This is a genomic window from Morganella sp. TYF_1, assembly GCF_043105645.1.
Classification (GTDB): domain Bacteria; phylum Pseudomonadota; class Gammaproteobacteria; order Enterobacterales; family Enterobacteriaceae; genus Morganella; species Morganella morganii_B.
In genome coordinates, this window is the sequence record NZ_JBICLU010000015.1 from 398,851 (window position 1) to 419,797 (window position 20,947).

The following is a 20,947-nucleotide window of genomic DNA, read 5'->3' on the forward strand; positions in this document are numbered from 1 at the left end:
ATCAGAAATATATTTTTTATTTTTCATATTGTTATTGTTTTTTTTAAATATTCATTTAGTGATTTTGACAGAATTAACAGCAAAAATGAGGGGTTATTCATCATTTGAGGTGGTCTTCAGCCGGGTTTTTCCGGAGTACGGCCTGACGTCATATCTGCGTTAATACCCGCTTTTTATTGCGCCTGTTTTGCGGGCAGGTACACGTACAGTATGGTACCGGTTCCGTATAATCATAAGATCCAGATAAAAAAAGCAGGAGTAACGTTTGGTTACCGGACCTTTTATTAATGCCGCCGCAGTATTGATTGGCGGAATTGCCGGGGCAGGGCTGAGCCACCGGTTGCCGGAACGTATCCGGATATCCATGCCGTCCGTATTCGGGCTGGCATCACTCGCTATCGGGGTGTTGCTGATTATAAAATGCGCCAATATGCCGGTGATGGTGCTATCGGTGCTGCTCGGGGCGGTTATCGGTGAACTGTGTTGCCTGGAAAATAAAATCAATGCGGTGGCCGGTAAAATAAAAAACCGGCTTCCGGTACGGAGCGGGGCACAGGAAAGTTTTATTGAAAACTATGTGGTGCTGATATTCCTGTTCTGTGTCAGCGGTACCGGGATTTTCGGGGCGATGCATGAAGGCATGACCGGAGATCCGACCGTTCTGCTGACCAAGGCTTTTATGGATTTTTTCACCGCGATGATATTTGCCTGTTCACTGGGTATTGCGGTGTCGGTTATTGCCGCGCCGATGCTGATTATTCAGCTGGCACTGGCGGGCAGCGGTGCGTTATTGATGCCGTTTACCACAGCGGCTATGATGGCGGATTTTACCGCTGCGGGCGGGGTATTATTGATCGCAACCGGGCTTCGGATCTGCGGTATTAAAATGTTTGCGGTGATTAACCTGCTGCCTGCGCTGATACTGGTAATGCCGCTGTCACTGCTCTGGTCATATTTATGATTTAAATCATCAGGATAGCGGTGAACGATAACAACGAATGATCATGCGGGGTTATTTTTTGGTTATTGATCCCGCAAAATAACATCCGGCTGAATAAATTACCGGAAAATACAGGATTGGCTGTTGTTATCTGCTGTATTTGAGCCACTTCAAAAAATTGAATTACTTCTCAAATCTCAGGGTTATAATCCGGAAAACCGATTCAGTTACTTTCCGTATTTATTCCATGGATGTCATCAGTATTATCATTTCAGCGGGGAAATCCTCCGTTGATGTCGCGCTTTATACCTTATTACCGATTATGGTCGTGATGCTGATCATAATGAAATACCTCTCTGTCAGAGGCGTGCTGGATGTGATTGTCCGCTGGCTGGCACCTTTACTCAAACCGTTCGGCTTAACCGGGATGAGTGCATTTGCGCTGATCCAGATAAACTTTGTCAGTTTTGCCGCACCGCTGGCAACACTCGCGATTATGGATAAGCGGGGGGTATCTGATCGCCATATGGCGGCAACCCTGGCAATGTGTTTTGCTATGGGGCAGGGGAATGTGTTTTATCCGCTGATGCCGTTCGGGCTGCACTGGACAACGTCCATTATTGTTTCTGTTGCCGGGGGATTGTGTGCGGCGGCTTTTACCTGGTATGTCACCGGCCGCCGGTTATCGGCGACAGAGACCGCAAGCTCAGAGCCGCTGCCGGATGCGGAGCAGAATAATCAGGGAATTTTGTCGGTTATCAACAGCGCGGGGGCGGATGCTATCCGTCTGGCACTCGGAGCTATCCCGATGCTGATCCTGTCATTATCCATTGTCGGATTAATGCAGGCCGCCGGGGTGATTGAATGGCTGCACCATATTCTGATGCCGGTACTGAATATGGTGCATATTCCGGACAGTTTTGTGCTGCCCGCCCTGGTGAAATGTGTGGCCGGGGGAACCGCCTATTTCGGGGTGATTTCTGACCTGGTACAGCAGGGTGCGGTAACCGCCAATCAGATTAATGCATCTGCCGGTTTACTCATCCAGACATTTGATTTACCGGGGATCGGCATTTTTCTCGGTATCAGTTCGCGGTTTGTCCGTCTGTTCCGTTATGTGATCCCGGCAGCACTGATCGGTATTCTCATCCGCACGGTTTTGCATATAGTATTATTTTAAGCCGGAGGAGATAAGTGATGGATATTCGTGAAGATGAAACCAGTTTTTATATTCTGTCTGAGGACGGCAAAAGCCGGATAGCGGAAATCACCTTTGTGTATACCGGGGATAATCTGGCGATTATTGACCATACCATGGTGGATGACAGCCTGCGCGGGCAGAAAGTCGGTAATAAGCTGGTTGCGGCGGTGGTTGAGAAAATGCGTCGTGAACAGCGGAAAATTATTCCGCTCTGTCCGTTTGCCAAAAGCGTGTTTGATAAAACCCGTGAGTATGACGATATCCGTCACGCCGGATAATGCACAATGCCGGAGGGGAAACCGGTTTTTCCTCCGGCACAGACAGAACAGTTACCATCCGCAGATATTGGTTTCTTCATCCATATCGTAGCCGCGGATAATATTAATCAGATCCTTGACGATTTGCGCCGCGTTTTCAGCATCGGCTAACTCAGCGGCGGAATCCACGTCTTTATCCACTGACACACCATTATTCTTATTGGTCATGGTGACCATCAGTGCCGCATCATTAATTTTTTCTTTGTCGTCTAATTCACTGACCAGCAACGCGATTTCTTCTGCCGCAATCTCAGGGATATATAACTTTTTCGGATTCAGAAAGTGTTTCTCCGCTTTCTGGCCGTTACCTTCATTGATCAGCGTTAATAAAAAGCCTTTGTTTTCGTCGTTCATGATTGTGTTACTCCTCGGTCAGGATCTCTGGGGCGACATAAAAATCAACATTAAACACCGTATCGTCAGTAACCGCTTCTATCCGGTGCCAGGTTTCCGGCGGAAAAACACCGAACTGCCCGGCCTCTATTACCAGAGTGTCCGTTGGTTCAGGGCTGGTTTCATCCGCATAGGCATAGTAGATAATGGTGCCCTGCATAACAGACAGTTTAGGATAAACGCCCTGACGGGTACCTTTATCCAGATGCCTCTGCCAGATAGATTCCGGTGCCGTTTCTTTGGTCCAGAGCGGCGTGCTCCGGATATGAATGTAGTTTGTCGGAATGATGATGCGTTCCATCTGTGTTCTCCTGAAGTCAAACAGATGATTAAGATCCAATCTTAAAATACTTTTCAAAATTTAAAAAGTATTTCAGATGCAACTTCAGGGGAAACCGCACGATTTACCCGCTGACAGCCGGAGGCTGTCAGCAGGGCTGGCGCCGGGAAGGAGAGGCGGGATTAGTCGTAAGTAATCATAAAGGTGGCATCCGCGTCAGCAATGCCGGGGGTCGGGCGGTTACCGGTGGCGATGTAGTTGGCATAAAACTGTGCCTGACCGTTGCCGTTAATATCCATGGCAATTTTCGGGCTTTTGGTTTCCATCGGCAGCCGGTTTTTCTGACTGTCGAGGATCTCCACCGCCACAGAGCCCGCCGCACTTGCCCCTTCATTGATTGCCAGCAGTGAGCTGTCCTGTTTATCTTTCTTACCGCTGAAGACAAAGGTGACGGCAGAAGAAGGCGGGCAGTTCCGGACCTGAAAACTGAACGGCATGGATTGTGTTTTATCACCGGCGGCGCGGAAATTCTTCAGAGCCCAGCGCCCCAGCTCAACTTTTTTATTTGCCTGGGAAACTTCAACCCCGCAGCTGTAAGCAACAATCTCACCGGACAACTCAATATTCACCCGGCCGAGTTCATAGGCGGCGGCTGACTGTATCAGCAGACCACCGCACAGCAGGGAAAGGAGTCTCTGTTTTATGTGTTTCTTCATTGCCGTGCCTGTTATTCGTAGTCTACGCGTAAATAACCGCGGGATTGGAAAACACCTTCTTTCGGTTTATTACCGGTCACGCTGACAGGCCAGGCGGTAATGGCTGTCCGGGCAGAACCGGCACCGTCAAGCTGGAACGGAATAACACTGCCGATATTGTTCGGCGTTAGTGCTTTACCGTCTTTATCACCGACCATAAAACCGACATCCGGGTTATCGGAGACAATCATATTGCCGTTTACTTTCTCCGCTTCGATACGCAGTGTCAGATACGCTTTCGCTTCCACGTTAGTACACTGGATCGCGATATTTTCGAGTTTTTTATTCACGGTGGCAGGTTTATTACCGGCACCGGCCTGGCTGAATAACTGCGAACCGATTTTACCGAAGTTAATCACCACGATATCGTTAACGCCGACTTTGCATTGCTGCGGCACATTTATAATGCCGCTGTAGCTGATGGTATAAACCGGCGTGCTCAGCGGGTCGGTATTTGCGGTCGTGACATAGACGGTAAATAAGGTCTTTTTCGGGATCACCACCTGGTCAACGAAACGGCGGGTGACTTTCAGGCGGAAGGTAAAATTACTGTCCATAATACCGAACGGTTTTCCCTTGGTCACGTTCGGGTGTGTACCCATCAGAACATAGTCCTGCGGCGGGTAAAATGTACCGGCGGAACTGTCGGTAATACTCATTGCCCCGCGCAGATAGTCATTCAGCTGGAGGTATTTATACCGTCCTTCTGTTTCCACCACCGGCATATTGGCGGCATAGCTGCGCATTGTCCGGTTATTGCCGGAGTGAACAGGGCATATTCCCTCAACCCGTTCACTGAAGTTTTTGGTTAATACTTTTACCTGACCCACCTGGTTATTGGCGGAGGTAAAGCTGTCGGTCAGATCGTAAAAGACCTCACTGGTTCCGCCCGCCGCATTACTGCATACCACAGCCAGCGCCGGAAGAGGTAAAAATGCCATTAATAACGGGATTGCATATCTCTTTTTCATCATTAACTCTCTATTTACATTCAAGCGCGGTCCGCAGTAACGGCCCTTTGATTTCCTGACGGGTAAAATCATAATCCGCAGTACACTGATCACCCGGCTGATTCCCCCACTGCACCAGTAATTTCCCGGTCAGCGGCAGGCCGGTTAAATACACACGTCCGTCATCATCAGCGATACTGCTGATCTGAGAGCCGGTTTCCTGCACCATACTGCCGAAGCGGATGGGTTTGCCGTTGTGGGTCAGCGAGAGCAGCGCCCGGATCCCGATACTGGTATCAAATGTGGCACGGACAACCGCTCCGCTGATCGGTACCACGTTCTGGACGTTATTTTTGATTTCCGTATTGTCATTGAATGAATCCGGATTCAGCGCAATACGGTTGTTCCGGTAAGCCGAGGCATAAGGAATGATGGCGTAACCGCGCCAGTCCGTTTTCACCCCGGTGTAGTTTTCCACCGCCACACCGGCAGCCCCCGGTGCTTTGACCAGCACGGTGGTATCATTAATTGACTGGCCGAATGTCAATCCGTTTTCATGCAGCAGCACGGCACCGGAGGCCCGGTAGTTGAGCTGATTCTGATCCGGGTCGTAGTTGTAACTGATCCCGAAATCGCCGTAGGTGCCCTGATAATCCAGACCGGCCGAGCCGTTATAACCCTGCTGACTGACATGCCCCTGCGAGACGGAATAGCTCAGGTTTCTGCCTTCCAGCAGCGTGCCGTTTACACCGGCACGGTAAGCGTTCCGCCCGCCGGAGTTATTGGTGGCCGAGAAGGTGGCGTAGGCGTTATTAAAGGCATCATTACTGCGCGCGTTACGCGACGAGAATGACGAGAACGGCACGGACACATTCACCGACAGCATGTTATCGCGCTCTTTGAGTTCCAGCGCTTTGGTGGTACTCAGGGACACGGAATAGTTGATCCCGTTCCAGCTGTTGGAATACCCGGCCTGATACCACTCATCCTTACCGCTGCGGTTCCAGTAAGATTGCTGGTTACCGGATATATAGAGTGAGCCGTACTGATCAAATGACTGCGAAATATTGACCTGAAAACGCCCTTTTTTGTTATAGAGCAGGTTGTGATAATTAATAATGATCGGCTTGCTGGTATCACCATCCTCGCCGTCCGGCGCATATTCATACCCGGACATCTGTTTATACGCGACATCGTTTAAGGTATAGAAGCCCTTGGTGGAATAGCGGTAACCCAATAACTGGAACGTGGTACCGGTGGTGTTCAGGGATTTCGCGTACAGGAAACGGAATGACTGTCCGCTGTGGTTTGAGCCGTCCGCCAGTTCACTGTTTGCATGGGTGACATCAAAGGAGAAAGCACCAAAACGGCCGATATTCTGACCGACCCCGATCAGGACTGATTTATATTTGTCAGCCAGCTGGGTCCCGGTATAAACAGAAATATCACGTGTCAGACCGGCGAGCAGTGTCGCCTGGACAAACTTCGGTTTATCCTGGTTGCTGTTCCCGCTGCGGAACTCCCCGGCCATCACGTCATATTTCACCCGGCCTTCACGCTGGAGCACCGGCAGTGTGGAGTAGGGCACAACATACTGCTGCTGAGTACCGTCTTTTTCCTCAATGGTCACCTGTAAGTCACCACTGGAGGTCGCCGGGTTTAAGTCATTAATGACAAACGGGCCCGGCGGGACATACACCTGGTAAATAACATAGCCGTTCTGGCGGATAACCACCTTGGCATCCGTTTTTGCCATACCGCGCACGGTCGGGGCATAGCCCTGCTGGCTGTCTGGATACATATTATCGACAGAAAACAGCCGCACACCACGGAACCCGGCAGAGTCAAAGACACTGCCGTCCGAGTTGCCGTCACCGATAACCAGCTGGCTTTTCAGGGCAATGATCGGCCGCTGAACATAGTTCATCAGGCTGCGCCACTGGCTGTTACTGGCGTTTTTACTTTTGTTGTAATTCCAGGAGCTGGACTGACGGAACTGCCATGCACCGAGGTTAAACCCCGAGTTCAGGTTCACGTAGTAGCTGCTGGTATTGTCCGAGTTATTATTCCCGGACGCGAAATAGTTCATAAACAGCGCCGGAATACCGGATTCCCATCTGTCCGGCGGAATATAGCCGCGTGCCTGTCCGGAAAGACTGGCCTGCGGGAAGCTGAGCATCAGCCGCTGTTTCTGAAAATCAAAGTGATATTCTGAGCCGGGAATTTTTTCGGTAAACGGAAAGCACTGCTTATCCTGTTCTGTTAATTCCTCCGGACGGGCGATATTTACCCCGAAACCCATAATGGTATCTGCGCTGAAGCAGGGGAATAAATAAGGCTCACCCTCTTTATTTTTCAGTTCGGTAAACGTGATCTCAGAGGAGGAGACAAAATCATTATTAACGGACAATTCAACCAGGTAAGTACCGGGCGGCTGATAGCCGCCTGATTCAAAGCGGGATAAATCAGAGACATCCGCGTCAGACAGGTCATCGGTTAAAAATGCGGCGTTGAAGGAAGGCTTCGCACCGGCCGTTCCCGCAGGGAAAAAACACGTAACGGCTGCAAGCACAGCAAAATAAACCGGCGTATGTGTGAAAACCTTTTTGATGTTACTCATTTCACCCTGTTCCCTGCATGACAACAATAAAATAAAGAATGTCTTAATTCAGATTCACGTCGCGCTGTTTGCGCAGTCCGCCATAGTCATTAATGGTCTGATAAGTCAGTGTGCGACCGTTTTTACCGGCAATCTGATGGGCACTGAATGGTGCAACCATGACATTGTCCAGCGGACGCCCGTCTAACATGATATTGACGAAGGTGGTGTAATACGGCGTCGGGTTATCAATCGTAATTGCGCCGTTTTTCTGTGTAATTGTGATTTTTTCCGCTGCATCTTCGGTCTGGATGGGTAAATTCACCGGTCTGACAAATAATTTGATCCGCGACAAAATAGCCAGCTGGAGCACGTTCTTTCCTTCCAGTGATTCTTTATCCACGGACGGAATCGCTTTTACGTTCAGCCAGAAAACTGATTCTCTGTCTTTCGGCAGATCCTGAGCCAGGTTAACAATCCGCAGAATATTTTCGCTGGCAGGTTCCATCACAAATAATGGCGGCGTGATAACGAAATCTTTTTCCTTGCCCTTGTCGTTATCAACCCATGAGTTGATCAAAAAACGTTCTTTCGGGCTGTGGTTAATCACAGAAAGAGACGTTTGTTTGGCATCCTGCGGATAAATAATCCGGGTGGCACCGAGTGCAATGCCTGAGTTCTGATTTGATGCTGAATAAGCAAATCCTGACATCAGAGTGAAAAACAATATCAATGCACTATTTTTTAAATAATTAAAAATCACAGATGGACCTCTTAATATTCTCTGTCAGAAATAACGCATAGAGTATGGTATTTCATTATCCGGGGTGGTTTACAGCACAACCGGTGATATATAAAACTCTCTCTGCTCCCTGTTGCAGGCACAATCCATCGTCAGAATTAAGAAAACATAATTCTGTACAGAGAGAGTTTTTATTTACTTAATTAATTACGTTCGGTAATTGATTATTCGTATTTAACAACGAAAGTGGCATCAGCATTTGCCTGACCCGGTGTGGATACACCTTTGGCAACATAACGTGCAGAGAAGTCTAATACGTTAGTACCTTCGTTCAGTGTTTTTGCTGCAGAGAACTTGCTGCCGTTTGGTGATAAAATGGCAGAGGTGCTGTCAGAAATCTGAATACCGACATTCTGAGCAGCAGGTGCGTTTGTACCTGAATTTACTGCTAATAATGTAGCATCACCATCCATGCTCTGGCCGGCGAAGGCAACAGCCGCAGTGGCGGATACTGTCGGGTCACAGTCAACCAGTTTGATTTTGAACGGAACCGGTGTTGTCATGTCGCCGGCCGCCGCTAATTTAGCGGTACGGTACTGACCTAATTCAACAGTCTGGTTGCTGCTTTCAGTGCTGACTGCACAGGCTGCGTTAACCAGTTCCCCGGTAAAATGAACGTTGCCGCCGTTTACAATAACCGGATCTGCAGCAGATGCCGCAGCGGAAAATAATAAAGCGGATACAACAGATGCACCAATAATATTTAATTTCATAATACTGAATTCCTAAAAAATAAACGCCATCTTCAAATTTTACTATCTCAACAGAATAGTAAACCACTACATCTGAAGAGGTTAATCTTCAGATACAATTTGAGTGTTGTGTGTACCAGAAATGAAAAAATGTGAAATACTAAAATTAATATATATAATCCCGGCTGCTATCCAGATCACCAAACAGCTTGACAAAAGGCACTTCCAGAACCAGTGAAATAGTAAACAGCATGTCAAGCGGAATATTGCATTCCCCGCGCTCATAGCGTGAAACCTGCTGCTGACTTAATTTTAATTTGTCACCTAATTCTGAACCGGATAATCCCTGTTCTTTTCTGTGTGCTCTGATCTGTTCTCCAACAACTTTATTTATATTCATCATGAGTCGTACTCAAAAATTACCGGGTTTCTTATGGGAATAATATGCAAGGTATTCTGAATAACTAATCAGATAATACAGACCCGATTTCCGTCATAATAAAATAGGGCAGGAAAATCGCAGTTGCATTTCGGGATTAAGTATTAGCGCTTACAGGTGCTAAGTAAAGTTAGTTATAACGATCAAAGAGCAATTATTGAAAGGTAAAAACTATCAATAACGATTTTTTGATCGTTGTAATCTTTTTTGAGTGTTAACAATTTCAGGGGTGTTTAAAATTCGTGGTCTTTAGTTTTTTACCTATTTTGTAATATATTGATAAATAAGTAAATATGAATTCTGTGTAAATGTTAATTATTTTGTAAATGCCGGTTACTTTTATTTATCCCCTGTTATGACTATTTATTTATAAAATATACGTTAATATATTGATTGTAAACAAATAAAAAATTTAATTAATATTTAATCAAAATTGTTGTTTTTTAATAAAAAATCGAAAACTGGTTATAACGCAGAATTAATAACTATAAAATCATGAATAATAAGACAAATGGACTGTTTGGGTTTTTTGTTATTTTCCATAAATACATCACTAATACAAATAATATATCAAAATTACTAAAATTATGACTTTTCCCATATTATCAAACATAAAATATACATAATAAAAACATATATTTCATAATGTAAAATTAAAAAATCATTACATTTCATGGTGTTATGGCTGTTTAAATGCGAAACACCTGAGATATTACAAATTATTACCACAATGTGCCTGTTCACAAGTTTAAAGCGTAAATGTAAAATAACACGTATCGCGAGTAAATTAAGGTTCAATAATAGTTTATCTGATAAAAAAGACAGAATATGTTGCGTTATGCAGAAATATCATGCGAATCATGATGTTGAATTGTACATTATAGCAGGGTTACAGCGTATTATCGGCATTTATCCGGAAGACTTTAGATTTTCCGGGGGGCGCGATAAAAACAGAAGGACGGAAATGTCACCATTTTTCATTCTGAACGGGGAATAACCGATGATACCGGGCTATACAGGAAGCAATGTTGCCGGTATCGGTATTCACCGTGACTGTCCGTAATGCGTTGTTACAGCATGACCGGGATGTAGTAATTAATCACTTCAACATACTGTAAGCCGTTGGCAATAAACTCATCATGCCGCTCTGCGGGCAGCAGTTTGTAGTGCTCAATATCCGGGCCCCGTCTGCGCAGCAGGTTCATTTCTGCCAGTGTGCCGGAATAAGCGGCATGAATAATCGTGTTGTAATCGCCGGGAAGATCGTTCAGCGTGGCCGGGTCAATGGTAATTCTGAGATAATCTCCGCCGGGTAAGGTTACCGGAGAAAGTGATGCACGGCGGATACTGTCCGCTGACAATACCGACGGCATGACGGCTGTGGTATAGGCATAACTGATATTATCTGCGGTCGATTCATACGGGGCATGCATGGCATACAAATCCGCCGGAATAATATCCACTTCCTTAAAAAACGTCTCCCAGAATTCACGCCGGAATTTCCGGTTTTCTGTCTGCCAGTCTGACAGGTTTTTCCGGTGATAATGATGGGAGCCTGTTAACTGTATTTCCGGTAATCTGGTCAGTTCCGGCTGAAACGGAACGGGGCTCTTTGCCTGCAGCGGAAAACAAAAGCCGTTACTGTCCCAGCCCGCTTTCTTGCGGTAAGCGGAAGGGGTGGTATTAAACTGTGATTTAAAGGCGCGGCAGAAGGTTTGCTGTGAGTCAAAGCGGTATTTTACCGAAATATCGAGGATGCTGCTGCGGGTGATCCGCAATGCTCTGGCTGCACAGGATAAACGCCGTGCGCGGATATATTTTCCGATCACCACACCGGTATGTTCTTTAAATAAACGCTGTAAATGCCATTTGGAATACCCCGCCCGTGCAGCAATGATATCCAGCGATAAATCGGATTCCAGATTTTGCTCAATCCACAAAACCAGACTCTGAATAATACTTCCGCGAAGTCCGTCTATGTTCATTTTTTATTACCGGCAGAGAGTGATATCGCTCAGTCAGTTATCGGGCGATAAAAAAAGTTAACCTTATAATATTAAATGAATTTATCTTTTATATCCGCAAGGAGTGTAAATATCTGTATGCAGCACACCCCGCTTTGTATTTTTTTATCAGGAATTGTCTTTTTTTATGTGATTTTGTGACTGCTGACCGGGAAATTATCGTGATCCGGCGAAAAACGGGCAGCTATTAACCTGAAAAACAACAAAATTTTAAAAAATAACAAAAAATTATAACTTTTGAATTTTCTGCCGATAACAGTATCCGTATGGCGCCAGATTATGTTGTCACCCCTTAAAGGAAACTGTATGCAGTTACTTCGAAACTTATCCATCCGGTTCGTCATGCTGTCGATACTCGGTATTTTGTGTCTGACACTCGGATGTGTCAGTTTTTACAGTGACTGGTCACTGTCGAGAGTGTCTGACGGCAATGCGACCGACCGTCAGCTCGTCCGGCAGCTGACGGTACTGAATCAGGGAAATGATCAGTATTTTCGCTTTATTTCCAGACTGAACCGTGAAATGCAGAAAAAAGCGGAAGGGGAAATACCGGATTTAAAACCGTCTGCGGAAGCAATGGAAAATATGGGGCTGCACCTGGCGGAAATGAAACGGATTTCTCCGGGGCCGATGGATGTGCAGATGTCAGAAAGGGTCATTGCCCGCTGGCAGGCGCTCTATGATGAGGGGGTTAAGATTCAGATGCAGCTGGCGGAGCGGGGGGATCAGGCGGGTTACCGCAAACAGTCCCATGATGTCACCCCGCAGCTGAGTAAAGAATTCGGTACTGTCAGCGTTGAGTTCACGCAGGTGGCAGAGGCGCGGATCGAACAGACCCGTGCCCTTGTGGACGGCCTGATGACGACCACACGGATTGTGATTATCAGCGGCACACTGTTTGGTCTGCTGATCCTGATTTTCGCTGACCGTTATCTGGTGACGATGATGCAGCGCCCGCTGAATAATGTCCGTCAGCATTTCCGCCGTATTGCCGGAGGTGATCTCAGCCGGCCGGTGGAAAGTGACGCCGCCGGACGCAACTGTGTCGGTAAATTATTCCCGCTGCTCAGCGAAATGCAGGACAGTCTGCGGGACGCCGTGAGTTCTATCCGCGAAGGCAGTGATACCCTGCGTGACAGTGCGTCTGAGATTGCACGCGGCAATACCGATCTCTCCTCCCGTACCGAACAGCAGGCAGCGGCGCTGGAAGAAACGGCAGCGAGTATGGAAGAGATCACCGCGACAGTGAAACTGAATGCGGATCACGCGCATCATGCCAGCGAACTGGCGGAAGTCACGTCTTCAACGGCGCATCAGGGCCATGAAATGATCGCCGCTGTTATCCGCACCATGGACGAAATTTCTGAGAGTTCACGGAAAATTGCTGAAATCACCAATGTGATCAACAGTATTGCTTTCCAGACTAACATTCTGGCGCTGAATGCTTCGATTGAAGCAGCACGGGCCGGTGTTCACGGACGCGGTTTTATGGTGGTGGCCGGTGAGGTGCGGACACTGGCCAGTAATAGCGCGGATGCCGCCAAAGAGATTGAACGGCTGATAGCGAATGCGGTATCCCGCGTCGATCAGGGTATTACGCTGGTGGCCGGCGGCGGGGAAACCATGGAGGAAATTGTCCGCGCCTCCGGTGAAGTGACAGCGATCATGAAAGAAATTGCCATTGCGTCAGAGGAGCAGACCAAAGGGATCCTGCAGATCGGCACTGCAATCACCCAGATGGACACGGTAACCCAGCAGAATGCCTCGCTGGTCAGCAGTGTCTCTGAAACGGCTGCCGGGCTGGAATTACAGACACTGGCACTGCAAAACTCCGTACAGAAATTCCGCCTCCGCGCCACAGACTGACGCGGCTCAGATTGCTGCCGTGGTCAGTAAATCACGGTAGTAATCTATCTTTCTTTCCAGGTGCTGAAAATGATCATTCAGCACCGCTATCTGCTGCTGTAATGCCCCGCTGTGTGCCAGCAATAGATCCATACGCGCCTGTGCCGTCCCCTCTCCCTGCGCCCGCAGATCTGCATAATGTTTTATCGATTTCAGCGGCATGCCGGTTTCTTTCAGTCGTGTGATAAACGTCACCCATTCCGCATCACGGGCGGAATAACAGCGGTGATTATTTGCCCGGCGCTGCGGGATCAAAATACCTTCTTTTTCATAAAACCGCAGGGTATGGATACTGAAACCGGTTAAGGCAGAAAACGCGCTGATGGAATAATGCATACAAAAAACCTCTTGACCTCGAGTGAACTCTATCTTTTACGCTCCGCAGACCAATGTCAAAGGAGGTGTGTATGAACAATCAGAATTATGTGGTGATCACCGGTGCCAGTGCCGGTATCGGCCGGGCAATCGCGGCTGCTTTTGCACGCCGGGGAAATAATGTGGTGCTGGTGGCGCGGCGTGAGGATGCATTGCGGGCACTGAAGGCGGAACTGATGCAGCAGAACCCGGCGATCACGGCAGAAATCCGTGTGTGTGATTTGTCCGTGCCCGGCAATGCGGCGGCGCTGTATCACTCGTTATCGGCACTGAATATCATTGCGTGGATTAATAATGCCGGTTTCGGCTACTACGGCAGGGTGGCAGAGCAGCCGGTGGCGGAAGCGGAGAAAATGCTGGCCCTGAATGTGAATGCCCTGATGGTGTTGTCGGCGCTGTATGTGCAGGATTATCAGCATACGGAAGGTGCGCAGCTGATCAATATCAGTTCGGCGGGCGGTTATACGATTGTCCCTTCAGCGGTGACTTATTGCGCCACGAAGTTTTTTGTCAGTGCGTATACCGAAGGGCTGGCACGTGAGCTTATCCGCAGCGGGGCAAAACTGCGGGCAAAAGTGCTGGCACCGGCTGCCACACAGACCGAATTTGGTCAGGTGGCAAATAATACCGATTCTTATGATTATGACCGGGCTTTCGGGCGTTATCACACCAGTGACGAAATGGCCGCATTTGCGCTTGAACTGTATGACGCGGACAGTATCACCGGCATGATTGACCGCGATGATTTCCGCTTTCAGCTGGCGGATACCCGCTTCCCGCATGCGGAAAACAGCCGGTCAAATCAGAACGTTACTTCATAAGATTCAGCGGGTACAGCCGTGATGATTGCTGTCACCCGGCGTTACTGATAATGTGAGGTAATTCTCATTTTTCAGGTTGGATACCTTTTTTATGCTGCAATTACTTCCGGTTACTTCACCGGCTGATCCGGTGCTCGATGATATTCGTCCGTTGTATGAATCCGCTTTTCCGCTGCATGAACAGCGCACGCGGGCAGGGCGGGATAAACTGTTTTCACAGCCCGGCTATTATCTGTATCAGATAAGGGATAATGACCGCTTTGCCGGATTTACCGGCTGCTGGCAGATTGGTTCCCTGTTTTATATTGAGCACATTGCTATTGCGCCGCAGATGCGCGGCAGTGGGATCGGGCAGCGGGCGTTATCGCTTTTTTGTCAGGAGAAACAGCGGGTTGTTCTGGAAATTGATCCGCTGACGGATGAGGTGGCGCAACGCCGTCTGCGTTTTTATCAGCACTGTGGTTTTGCCGTTAATGACTATGTTCATCATCACCCGGCTTACCGCCCGGAATTTCCGCCGCATGAGCTGGTGATCCTGAGTTATCCGCAGGTTATTAATCCGGAAGAATATCAGCAATTTAAACACTTTCTTATCCATCACATTATGCCGGAAAATCTGTTGTAGCGCCCGGCTCACCGCATGTTATGATGACCGCTTTTCCGGCGGTCTGCCTGCCGGTTTCCGTACTGTACTCTGCTGACACCTGTTGTCTGCGGGGATGACTTTGCAGGGTTGTCATGAACAAGAAAAAATGTGCGGTAAGTGTGCTGCTCAGCGGCATGCCGGATCTCCCGTTTGAAACGGTTTCTCTCAGTGAGTGTGATTTCACGGCGGTGTCCGTGTGTCTGGTGGCACCGGCAGATACCGGCAACGGCCAGCTGGCGCGGATCCGGCAACAGGGCTTCAGCCAGCCGGTTTTTATGGTGCTCAGCGACGGTGAAACAGAGACGGTGCCGGATGGTATCAGCGGGGTTATCGATCTCCGCCGTGATGACCGCCATACCGTCTGTGACACACTTCTGCGTGCGGTACAATCCTATGAAGAGAGCCTGCTGCCGCCGTTTTTCGGGCGGATGAAACACTATACCGCGCAGCAGAATATCTCTTTTGCCTGCCCCGGCCATCAGGGCGGGGAATTTTTCCGCCGTCATCCCGCCGGGCAGCAGTTTACCGACTATTTCGGTGATGCACTGTTCCGGGCTGATCTCTGCAATGCAGATACCGCGCTGGGGGATCTCCTGATCCACGAAGGGGCTGCGCTGGCCGCGCAACAGCATGCCGCGAAAGTCTTTCATGCGGACAAAACCTGGTTTGTGCTCAACGGCACATCCTCATCCAACAAAGTGGTACTGAATGCTCTGCTGACACCGGGTGACCTGGTGTTATTCGATCGCAATAATCACAAATCCAACCACCATGGCGCACTGATCCAGGCAGGTGCCACGCCGGTTTATCTGGAAGCGGCGCGTAACCCGTTCGGTTTTATCGGCGGCATCGATGCACACTGTTTTGATGAGGATTATCTGCGGGCGCTGGCGGCAGAGGCTGCACCGGAAAAAGCGGGCAATAAACGCCCGTTCCGCCTGGCCGTGATCCAACTGGGGACGTATGACGGCACGGTGTACAACGCCCGTCAGGTGGTGGACAGCATCGGCCCGTTGTGTGATTACATTCTGTTTGATTCCGCGTGGGTCGGCTATGAGCAGTTTATCCCGGTGATGCAGATGTGTTCGCCGATGCTGCTGGAACTGAATGAAAACGACCCGGGAATACTGGTGACCCAATCTGTTCACAAACAGATGGCCGGGTTTTCTCAGGCATCCCAGATCCACAAAAAAGACAGACATATCAAAGGGCAGGATCGCTATGTTTCCTTCCGGCAGATGAATAATGCCTTTATGATGCATGCCTCCACCAGCCCGTTTTATCCGCTGTTTGCCGCACTGGATGTGAATGCGAAAATCCATGAGGGCGCCGCCGGACGGCGTTTGTGGGCGGAATGTGTCAGAACAGGGATTGAAGCCCGTAAACTGCTGCTGCGCACCTGTCAGCATATCCGTCCCTTTATCCCCGATACTGTGGACGGCCGGCCGTGGGAAGAGGCGGAAACCGGTGTTATCGCCGCAGACCGGCGTTTTTTCAATTTTGTGCCGGGAGAGCGCTGGCACGGTTTTGAGGGTTATGCGGACGATCAGTATTTTGTCGATCCCTGCAAATTATTGCTGACCACCCCCGGGGTGGATGTCAGCAGCGGGGAATATGACGATTTCGGTGTTCCGGCGACGATTCTGGCGTATTACCTGCGCAAAAATCAGATTGTCGCGGAAAAATGTGACCTGAACTCGATTCTGTTTTTACTGACCCCGGCAGAAACGCCGGAAAAAATGCAGCGGCTGATCCGGCAGATTGCCCGGTTTGAGCAATTACTGGACAACGACGCGGCACTGGAAACCGTTCTGCCGTCACTGTGCCGTACTTATCCGGCGCGTTATGCGGGATACACACTGCGGCAGCTGTGTCAGGAAATGCACGATCTGTTTGTGAAACATAATGTTAAACAGCGCCAGAAAGAGATGTTCCGCCGCCGCTGCTTTCCGGCGGTGCGGATGTCGCCGAAAGCGGCACATACTGAATTTGTCCGCGGCAATACAGAGCGGGTTGCTGTGTCAGAGATAGCCGGACGTATCGCGGCGGAAGGGGCTCTGCCGTATCCGCCGGGTGTCTTGTGTGTGGTGCCGGGGGAAGTCTGGGAAGCCCCGGTTCAGCGCTATTTCCTCGCGCTGGAAGAGACCGCCGATCGCTTTCCGGGCTTCGCGCCGGAATTGCAGGGGGCGTATATTGAACAGGATGACAGCGGACACCAGCGTGTGTATGCCTGCGTTATCCGCCATCAGCAGGGAGAAGGACAATGACAGCAGAACAGTTTCATCAGCGTATATGGGAAATTCTGGAAGATCTCAACAGCGACTATTTTCAGGTGGTTGCCGCCCCGGCACCGGAACCGCAGGCTATCGCAGCAGCAGAGACACTGACCGGCGTACCGGTACCGGCGTATTGCTCTGCATTTTGTCAGCGCACTAACGGTCTGTGTGTGATGGCCCGGGAGGAATTCTGGCCGGAAGCGGAACTCTATTCTGTCGGACCGGCATGGACGTTCTGGCGCGGTGTGGTATTGCTCGGATTTGATACCCCCGATTTGCCGGAGTGGGCATCCGTCACGGCGGCCTGTGAGCGGCTGGCGGATTACGACGTCACCGGTGTACTGCCGCTGATGAAAGTGGTCGGTGACGGCAATATCATCTGGGGGCTGGATAAATCCGGCACCCCGGTTGAAGTTGCGGAAGGTGAAATCACCCGGCTGCCAGCGGACTTTACCGCATGCTATGAGGAACAAATCCGTGGTCTGGCAGAACGCCAGACGGAGATGATGGAGCGGATTGCGGAGCAGGGCCGGAAAACACCGCAGTAATGGCTGTTTAATCTGCTGCCGGGGGATTATTTCTCCGGCAGCAGTGGCTGACAGTAAAAGATCACCCGCTCGGTTTCGGTAAACCCGAGAGCCCGGTGTAACAACTGCGACGTGGTGTTATCCGGTGAGGTATCGGAGGCCAGTTCGCGGCAGCCGTTTTCAGCTCCCCACTGTTTCACCTGTGCAATCAGTTGCCCGGCAAATCCCTGCCGCCGTGCGCTTTCCTCACAATAAATCCCCTCAAGATAGGCAACCGGTGATGTGGTACAGCCGTTAACATAATCTGTCCGCACAGAGGCTTCCGCAAACGCGGTAGTTTGCCCGTCTGTGGTACAGAGGAAAAAAGCACACAGTGACGGATTGCGGATAATATCGCGGATTTCATCCCTGTGCTTCTGCGGCGGACAGTCCGGCCATAATTTTTGCCGCAGTGCCAGCCAGGTAGTTTCCGGAACAGCCAGTTTATTTTTAATCATCACGAATTCCATTATGTGTTCTCCGCAGTGTGAGCAAATGCATGACAAAACCAGTCACTGACGGCACTGATCATCGCCTGATCGGCACTGTGGCGGTTATGCAGCAGATAAAATCCCTTGCCGGAATGCAGCGTCAGTGCCGGAAACAAAGGAATAAGCGTCTGCTGTGCCAGCTCATGTTCCAGCAGGAAATCGTTGGCAATCAGAATACCCTGCTGATGCACCGCCGCATCAATTGCCAGTAAGAACTGATCGAAATGCAGCCCGGCGGTAAACGGTGTGCCGCCGGATGCTATCCCGGCATAGTGTTCCAGCCAGCTGTCCCAGTAAGGATAGAGCGTAGTGTGCAGCAGTACCGCATTTTTCAGATCTGCCGGGCTGTGCAGTGACAGCTGTGCGGCATAAGCGGGATGGCAAAACAGACGGCAGGGCGCGTCAGACAACAGTACCCGTACCGGTTGCGTACGGGATAAATCCGTATAGCGGACAGCCAGATCCACATTATCTTTTTCCAGCGAGACCAGGGCAGCTGTAGCATTCAGGTGCAGATCCAGCCCGGGAAAGGTGCGGACAAAATCACTCATCCGGGGGGAGAACCATTTGGAGGCCAGCCCGGGCGGCATGGACAGGGTCAGGGTATGACGCGCCGCATAGCGGATTGTCTCACCGGCGGCGCGGATCTGTTCCAGCGCAGGCTGAATTAAGCGATAGTATTTCTGTCCTGTTTCTGTCACCGTCAGCTTGCGGATTTCCCTCACGAACAGCATCACGCCCAGTTCGTCCTCCAGCTTTTTTATCTGCTGGCTGACCGCACCCGGCGTGACATGCAGGGATTCTGCTGCTTTGATAAAGCTGCCGAGGCGGACACTGGCTTCAAAGGCCAGCAACGCTTTCATCGGCGGATAACGGTTCATGAAATAGTTTTTCTCTTTCATAAGGTAATTTAAATCGGTTGTAGCACAGCCCGGGATTCAGAACAATAGCCCCATCAGAAAAAGGGGTAGCAATAATATGAACAGTAAAACGGCAGTAGCCTTCGCGTTCCTCGGGATAATCTGGGGCACCAATTTTATTTTTATGCGCCAGGCGAGTGAGTGGATCTCGCCGGTACAGATTGTCTTTTTACGGGTGTTATGCGGTTTTGTGCCGATTGCGGTGATGGCGTGGATGCAGAAAGCAGTACGCCGTGAACATCTGAAATACACCGGACATTTCCTGGTGATGGCGCTGCTGGCCACGGTGATTTATTACTGGGCGTTTGCCTCCGGCACCTCATTACTGCTCTCCGGCGTATCCGGCGTACTCAGCGGGGCAATTCCGCTGTTCTCGTTTATTGTCGCGGCGATTTTTCTGCGGCAGGAAAAAATTACGGTAATGCGTCTGTGCGGGCTGATGCTCGGCTTTGCCGGCGTGATTCTGATCGCCAAGCCGTGGCAGGTCAGCGGGGAGAGTATCAGTCTCGCCGGGGTGGGCTATATGATCCTGGGATCACTGAGTGTGGGGATTTCCTTTGTGTACGCCAAAAAATTCCTCGCGGATAAACAGATTGCCCCGCTGGCACTGACAACTTATCAGATTGGCCTTGCGCTGCTGATCCTTGCCTGCATCACACCGTTTACCGGCATTACCGCGATTGCACAGGACAGCACCGCCAGCCTCGGGCTGATTATCGGGCTGGGATTGCTCGGTACCGGGGTGGCGTATCTGACGTATTACTATCTGATCCTGAATCTGGGGGCGGTGGTGGCCTCATCCGTAACTTACATCCCACCAGTGGTGGCACTGCTTGTCGGGTTCCTGGCCGCCAATGAGCAGCTCGGTGTGACAGAGATTCTGTCGATGGTGCTGATTATGAGTGGTGTCTTCTTATTACAGCGCCCTTCGCGCCGCCCGGAAGCGGAGAAGGACGCTGAAGCTGTGCAGTAATATTCCGGGAAACCAAACCTATCTTTTTATTGTCTGTTCGACTTGAGTTGCATTTCCTGCCCCGCTGTCAGTATCGCGGGGCTTTTTTTCACCCGCAAACTGCATCACCAGCACACCCGCCACCACCAGGCCGATACCGGCGAGTTTGGCTATCTGAACCGGCTGTTTCGGCATTCCGAACAGACCGAAATGCTCAATCAGCGCGGAAATGACCAGCTGACCGGCAATCACCACCACGAAAAAGGTTATCCCGCCGATTTTCGGTACCAGGATCAGGGCGGAGGTCAGATACAGCATGCCGGCAATACCGCCGATCCAGATCCAGAACGGCTGATGCAGTAAATCCGCACTCAGTACCGGCTTCGGCACTTTAAAAATAAATAATAACGGTGCTAAAACAATAATACTGATTAATAATGATATAAGGCTGGCCCATAACGGATGACCCAGATGGCGTGCTAACACGGCATTGCTGACCGCTTGTACCGGTACAATGGCACCGGCAAAAAAAGCACAAACAATCAAAGCAATAGCAGATAATGATAAGGTTGACATAGTGGCCTCCCTGGTTAACGTTTTATT

22 protein-coding genes are annotated in these 20,947 nt (G+C 49.9%); 9 read left to right on the forward strand and 13 right to left on the reverse strand.

Going from position 1 to position 20,947, the window contains the following annotated elements; all coding sequences use genetic code 11:
• Nucleotides 1-265 precede the first annotated feature (265 nt).
• The 3 genes from ACF8OF_RS07180 to ACF8OF_RS07190 all read left to right on the forward strand — a co-directional run bounded on the left by ACF8OF_RS07180 (nt 266) and on the right by ACF8OF_RS07190 (nt 2,419).
• Complete coding sequence (locus tag ACF8OF_RS07180) at nt 266-961, forward strand: DUF554 domain-containing protein (RefSeq protein WP_279800069.1); 696 nt, start codon at nt 266-268, stop codon at nt 959-961.
• A 226-nt stretch (nt 962-1,187) separates the two neighbouring features.
• Nucleotides 1,188-2,120, forward strand: a complete 933-nt coding sequence (locus tag ACF8OF_RS07185; protein ID WP_392496161.1) for a nucleoside recognition domain-containing protein — start codon at nt 1,188-1,190, stop codon at nt 2,118-2,120.
• Between the two features lie 17 nt (nt 2,121-2,137).
• Nucleotides 2,138-2,419, forward strand: a complete 282-nt coding sequence (locus ACF8OF_RS07190; RefSeq protein WP_004241818.1) for a GNAT family N-acetyltransferase — start codon at nt 2,138-2,140, stop codon at nt 2,417-2,419.
• 51 nt (nt 2,420-2,470) lie between these two features.
• On the opposite strand, the gene ACF8OF_RS07195 is transcribed toward ACF8OF_RS07190, so the two are convergent.
• From ACF8OF_RS07195 to ACF8OF_RS07235, 9 genes are all read right to left on the reverse strand, one after another.
• The gene (locus ACF8OF_RS07195) at nt 2,471-2,812 is read right to left on the reverse strand and encodes a DUF1869 domain-containing protein (RefSeq protein ID WP_392496162.1); all 342 of its coding nucleotides are present in this window, start codon (nt 2,810-2,812) and stop codon (nt 2,471-2,473) included.
• 7 nt (nt 2,813-2,819) lie between these two features.
• Nucleotides 2,820-3,152: a DUF1971 domain-containing protein gene (locus ACF8OF_RS07200; protein ID WP_262860620.1), complete on the reverse strand. Its 333-nt coding sequence runs from the start codon at nt 3,150-3,152 to the stop codon at nt 2,820-2,822.
• 161 nt (nt 3,153-3,313) lie between these two features.
• Entirely contained in the window at nt 3,314-3,847 is a 534-nt protein-coding gene (sfmF, locus tag ACF8OF_RS07205) for a fimbria assembly protein (RefSeq protein WP_262860621.1), read from the reverse strand.
• Nucleotides 3,848-3,858: 11 nt separating this feature from the next.
• Entirely contained in the window at nt 3,859-4,860 is a 1,002-nt protein-coding gene (locus ACF8OF_RS07210) for a fimbrial protein (RefSeq protein ID WP_262860622.1), read from the reverse strand.
• Nucleotides 4,861-4,867: 7 nt separating this feature from the next.
• Complete coding sequence (fimD, locus tag ACF8OF_RS07215) at nt 4,868-7,456, reverse strand: outer membrane usher protein FimD (protein WP_262883286.1); 2,589 nt, start codon at nt 7,454-7,456, stop codon at nt 4,868-4,870.
• Between the two features lie 43 nt (nt 7,457-7,499).
• Nucleotides 7,500-8,147, reverse strand: a complete 648-nt coding sequence (locus tag ACF8OF_RS07220) for a fimbria/pilus periplasmic chaperone (protein ID WP_262860624.1) — start codon at nt 8,145-8,147, stop codon at nt 7,500-7,502.
• 254 nt (nt 8,148-8,401) lie between these two features.
• Entirely contained in the window at nt 8,402-8,950 is a 549-nt protein-coding gene (gene fimA / locus ACF8OF_RS07225; protein ID WP_262860625.1) for a type 1 fimbrial major subunit FimA, read from the reverse strand.
• Nucleotides 8,951-9,095: 145 nt separating this feature from the next.
• Nucleotides 9,096-9,332, reverse strand: coding sequence for a helix-turn-helix domain-containing protein (locus ACF8OF_RS07230; protein ID WP_262860626.1), 237 nt, complete (start codon nt 9,330-9,332; stop codon nt 9,096-9,098).
• Nucleotides 9,333-10,438: 1,106 nt separating this feature from the next.
• Nucleotides 10,439-11,353, reverse strand: coding sequence for an effector binding domain-containing protein (locus ACF8OF_RS07235; protein WP_262860627.1), 915 nt, complete (start codon nt 11,351-11,353; stop codon nt 10,439-10,441).
• A 345-nt stretch (nt 11,354-11,698) separates the two neighbouring features.
• Between ACF8OF_RS07235 and ACF8OF_RS07240 the strand changes: the two genes are divergently transcribed.
• Nucleotides 11,699-13,258, forward strand: coding sequence for a methyl-accepting chemotaxis protein (locus ACF8OF_RS07240; protein ID WP_262883284.1), 1,560 nt, complete (start codon nt 11,699-11,701; stop codon nt 13,256-13,258).
• A gap of 6 nt (nt 13,259-13,264) precedes the next feature.
• Here ACF8OF_RS07240 and ACF8OF_RS07245 read toward each other — a convergent pair whose 3' ends face one another.
• Nucleotides 13,265-13,633 (reverse strand): MerR family transcriptional regulator, encoded by a 369-nt coding sequence (locus ACF8OF_RS07245; protein WP_262883283.1) that lies wholly within the window; start codon nt 13,631-13,633, stop codon nt 13,265-13,267.
• Between the two features lie 71 nt (nt 13,634-13,704).
• On the opposite strand from ACF8OF_RS07245, the gene ACF8OF_RS07250 reads away from it, so the two are divergent.
• The 4 genes from ACF8OF_RS07250 (at nt 13,705) to ACF8OF_RS07265 (ending at nt 17,963) form a co-directional block, all read left to right on the forward strand.
• A complete protein-coding gene (locus tag ACF8OF_RS07250; RefSeq protein WP_392496164.1) occupies nt 13,705-14,493 on the forward strand; it encodes an SDR family NAD(P)-dependent oxidoreductase in 789 nt (262 codons plus the stop codon).
• Between the two features lie 91 nt (nt 14,494-14,584).
• On the forward strand, nt 14,585-15,118 hold the full coding sequence (locus ACF8OF_RS07255; protein WP_262883281.1) for a GNAT family N-acetyltransferase: 534 nt from the start codon (nt 14,585-14,587) through the stop codon (nt 15,116-15,118).
• Nucleotides 15,119-15,231: 113 nt separating this feature from the next.
• A complete protein-coding gene (gene speC, locus ACF8OF_RS07260) occupies nt 15,232-17,406 on the forward strand; it encodes an ornithine decarboxylase (RefSeq protein ID WP_392496166.1) in 2,175 nt (724 codons plus the stop codon).
• Entirely contained in the window at nt 17,403-17,963 is a 561-nt protein-coding gene (locus tag ACF8OF_RS07265) for an SMI1/KNR4 family protein (protein ID WP_392496168.1), read from the forward strand. The genes speC and ACF8OF_RS07265 overlap by 4 nt, the downstream gene beginning before the upstream one ends.
• 26 nt (nt 17,964-17,989) lie before the next feature.
• Here the strand turns inward: ACF8OF_RS07265 and aac(6') are convergent, their stop codons facing one another.
• Both aac(6') and ACF8OF_RS07275 read right to left on the reverse strand, forming a co-directional pair.
• Nucleotides 17,990-18,439, reverse strand: coding sequence for an aminoglycoside 6'-N-acetyltransferase (aac(6'), locus tag ACF8OF_RS07270; protein ID WP_392496292.1), 450 nt, complete (start codon nt 18,437-18,439; stop codon nt 17,990-17,992).
• A gap of 11 nt (nt 18,440-18,450) precedes the next feature.
• Nucleotides 18,451-19,353 carry a LysR substrate-binding domain-containing protein gene (locus ACF8OF_RS07275; protein ID WP_392496169.1) on the reverse strand — a complete coding sequence of 301 codons (903 nt, stop codon included), beginning with the start codon at nt 19,351-19,353 and terminating at the stop codon, nt 18,451-18,453.
• A 97-nt stretch (nt 19,354-19,450) separates the two neighbouring features.
• Here ACF8OF_RS07275 and ACF8OF_RS07280 point away from each other — a divergent pair, with 97 nt between their 5' ends.
• Nucleotides 19,451-20,365 carry a DMT family transporter gene (locus ACF8OF_RS07280; protein ID WP_392496170.1) on the forward strand — a complete coding sequence of 305 codons (915 nt, stop codon included), beginning with the start codon at nt 19,451-19,453 and terminating at the stop codon, nt 20,363-20,365.
• 18 nt (nt 20,366-20,383) lie between these two features.
• Here the strand turns inward: ACF8OF_RS07280 and ACF8OF_RS07285 are convergent, their stop codons facing one another.
• Complete coding sequence (locus ACF8OF_RS07285; protein ID WP_392496171.1) at nt 20,384-20,920, reverse strand: DMT family transporter; 537 nt, start codon at nt 20,918-20,920, stop codon at nt 20,384-20,386.
• Nucleotides 20,921-20,947 lie beyond the last annotated feature (27 nt).

Excerpts from the sequence above, each read along its gene's own strand:
- sfmF (WP_262860621.1), bottom strand. The coding sequence starts at position 3,847 with ATGAAGAAACACATAAAACAGAGACTCCTTTCCCTGCTGTGCGGTGGT.
- ACF8OF_RS07185 (WP_392496161.1), top strand. The coding sequence starts at position 1,188 with ATGGATGTCATCAGTATTATCATTTCAGCGGGGAAATCCTCCGTTGAT.
- ACF8OF_RS07255 (WP_262883281.1), top strand. The coding sequence starts at position 14,585 with ATGCTGCAATTACTTCCGGTTACTTCACCGGCTGATCCGGTGCTCGAT.
- speC (WP_392496166.1), top strand. The coding sequence starts at position 15,232 with ATGAACAAGAAAAAATGTGCGGTAAGTGTGCTGCTCAGCGGCATGCCG.
- ACF8OF_RS07285 (WP_392496171.1), bottom strand. The coding sequence starts at position 20,920 with ATGTCAACCTTATCATTATCTGCTATTGCTTTGATTGTTTGTGCTTTT.
- ACF8OF_RS07275 (WP_392496169.1), bottom strand. The coding sequence starts at position 19,353 with ATGAACCGTTATCCGCCGATGAAAGCGTTGCTGGCCTTTGAAGCCAGT.
- ACF8OF_RS07195 (WP_392496162.1), bottom strand. The coding sequence starts at position 2,812 with ATGAACGACGAAAACAAAGGCTTTTTATTAACGCTGATCAATGAAGGT.
- ACF8OF_RS07240 (WP_262883284.1), top strand. The coding sequence starts at position 11,699 with ATGCAGTTACTTCGAAACTTATCCATCCGGTTCGTCATGCTGTCGATA.
- ACF8OF_RS07210 (WP_262860622.1), bottom strand. The coding sequence starts at position 4,860 with ATGATGAAAAAGAGATATGCAATCCCGTTATTAATGGCATTTTTACCT.
- ACF8OF_RS07200 (WP_262860620.1), bottom strand. The coding sequence starts at position 3,152 with ATGGAACGCATCATCATTCCGACAAACTACATTCATATCCGGAGCACG.
- ACF8OF_RS07230 (WP_262860626.1), bottom strand. The coding sequence starts at position 9,332 with ATGATGAATATAAATAAAGTTGTTGGAGAACAGATCAGAGCACACAGA.
- ACF8OF_RS07280 (WP_392496170.1), top strand. The coding sequence starts at position 19,451 with ATGAACAGTAAAACGGCAGTAGCCTTCGCGTTCCTCGGGATAATCTGG.
- fimA (WP_262860625.1), bottom strand. The coding sequence starts at position 8,950 with ATGAAATTAAATATTATTGGTGCATCTGTTGTATCCGCTTTATTATTT.
- ACF8OF_RS07245 (WP_262883283.1), bottom strand. The coding sequence starts at position 13,633 with ATGCATTATTCCATCAGCGCGTTTTCTGCCTTAACCGGTTTCAGTATC.
- fimD (WP_262883286.1), bottom strand. The coding sequence starts at position 7,456 with ATGAGTAACATCAAAAAGGTTTTCACACATACGCCGGTTTATTTTGCT.
- ACF8OF_RS07220 (WP_262860624.1), bottom strand. The coding sequence starts at position 8,147 with ATGTCAGGATTTGCTTATTCAGCATCAAATCAGAACTCAGGCATTGCA.
- ACF8OF_RS07265 (WP_392496168.1), top strand. The coding sequence starts at position 17,403 with ATGACAGCAGAACAGTTTCATCAGCGTATATGGGAAATTCTGGAAGAT.
- ACF8OF_RS07250 (WP_392496164.1), top strand. The coding sequence starts at position 13,705 with ATGAACAATCAGAATTATGTGGTGATCACCGGTGCCAGTGCCGGTATC.
- ACF8OF_RS07190 (WP_004241818.1), top strand. The coding sequence starts at position 2,138 with ATGGATATTCGTGAAGATGAAACCAGTTTTTATATTCTGTCTGAGGAC.
- ACF8OF_RS07235 (WP_262860627.1), bottom strand. The coding sequence starts at position 11,353 with ATGAACATAGACGGACTTCGCGGAAGTATTATTCAGAGTCTGGTTTTG.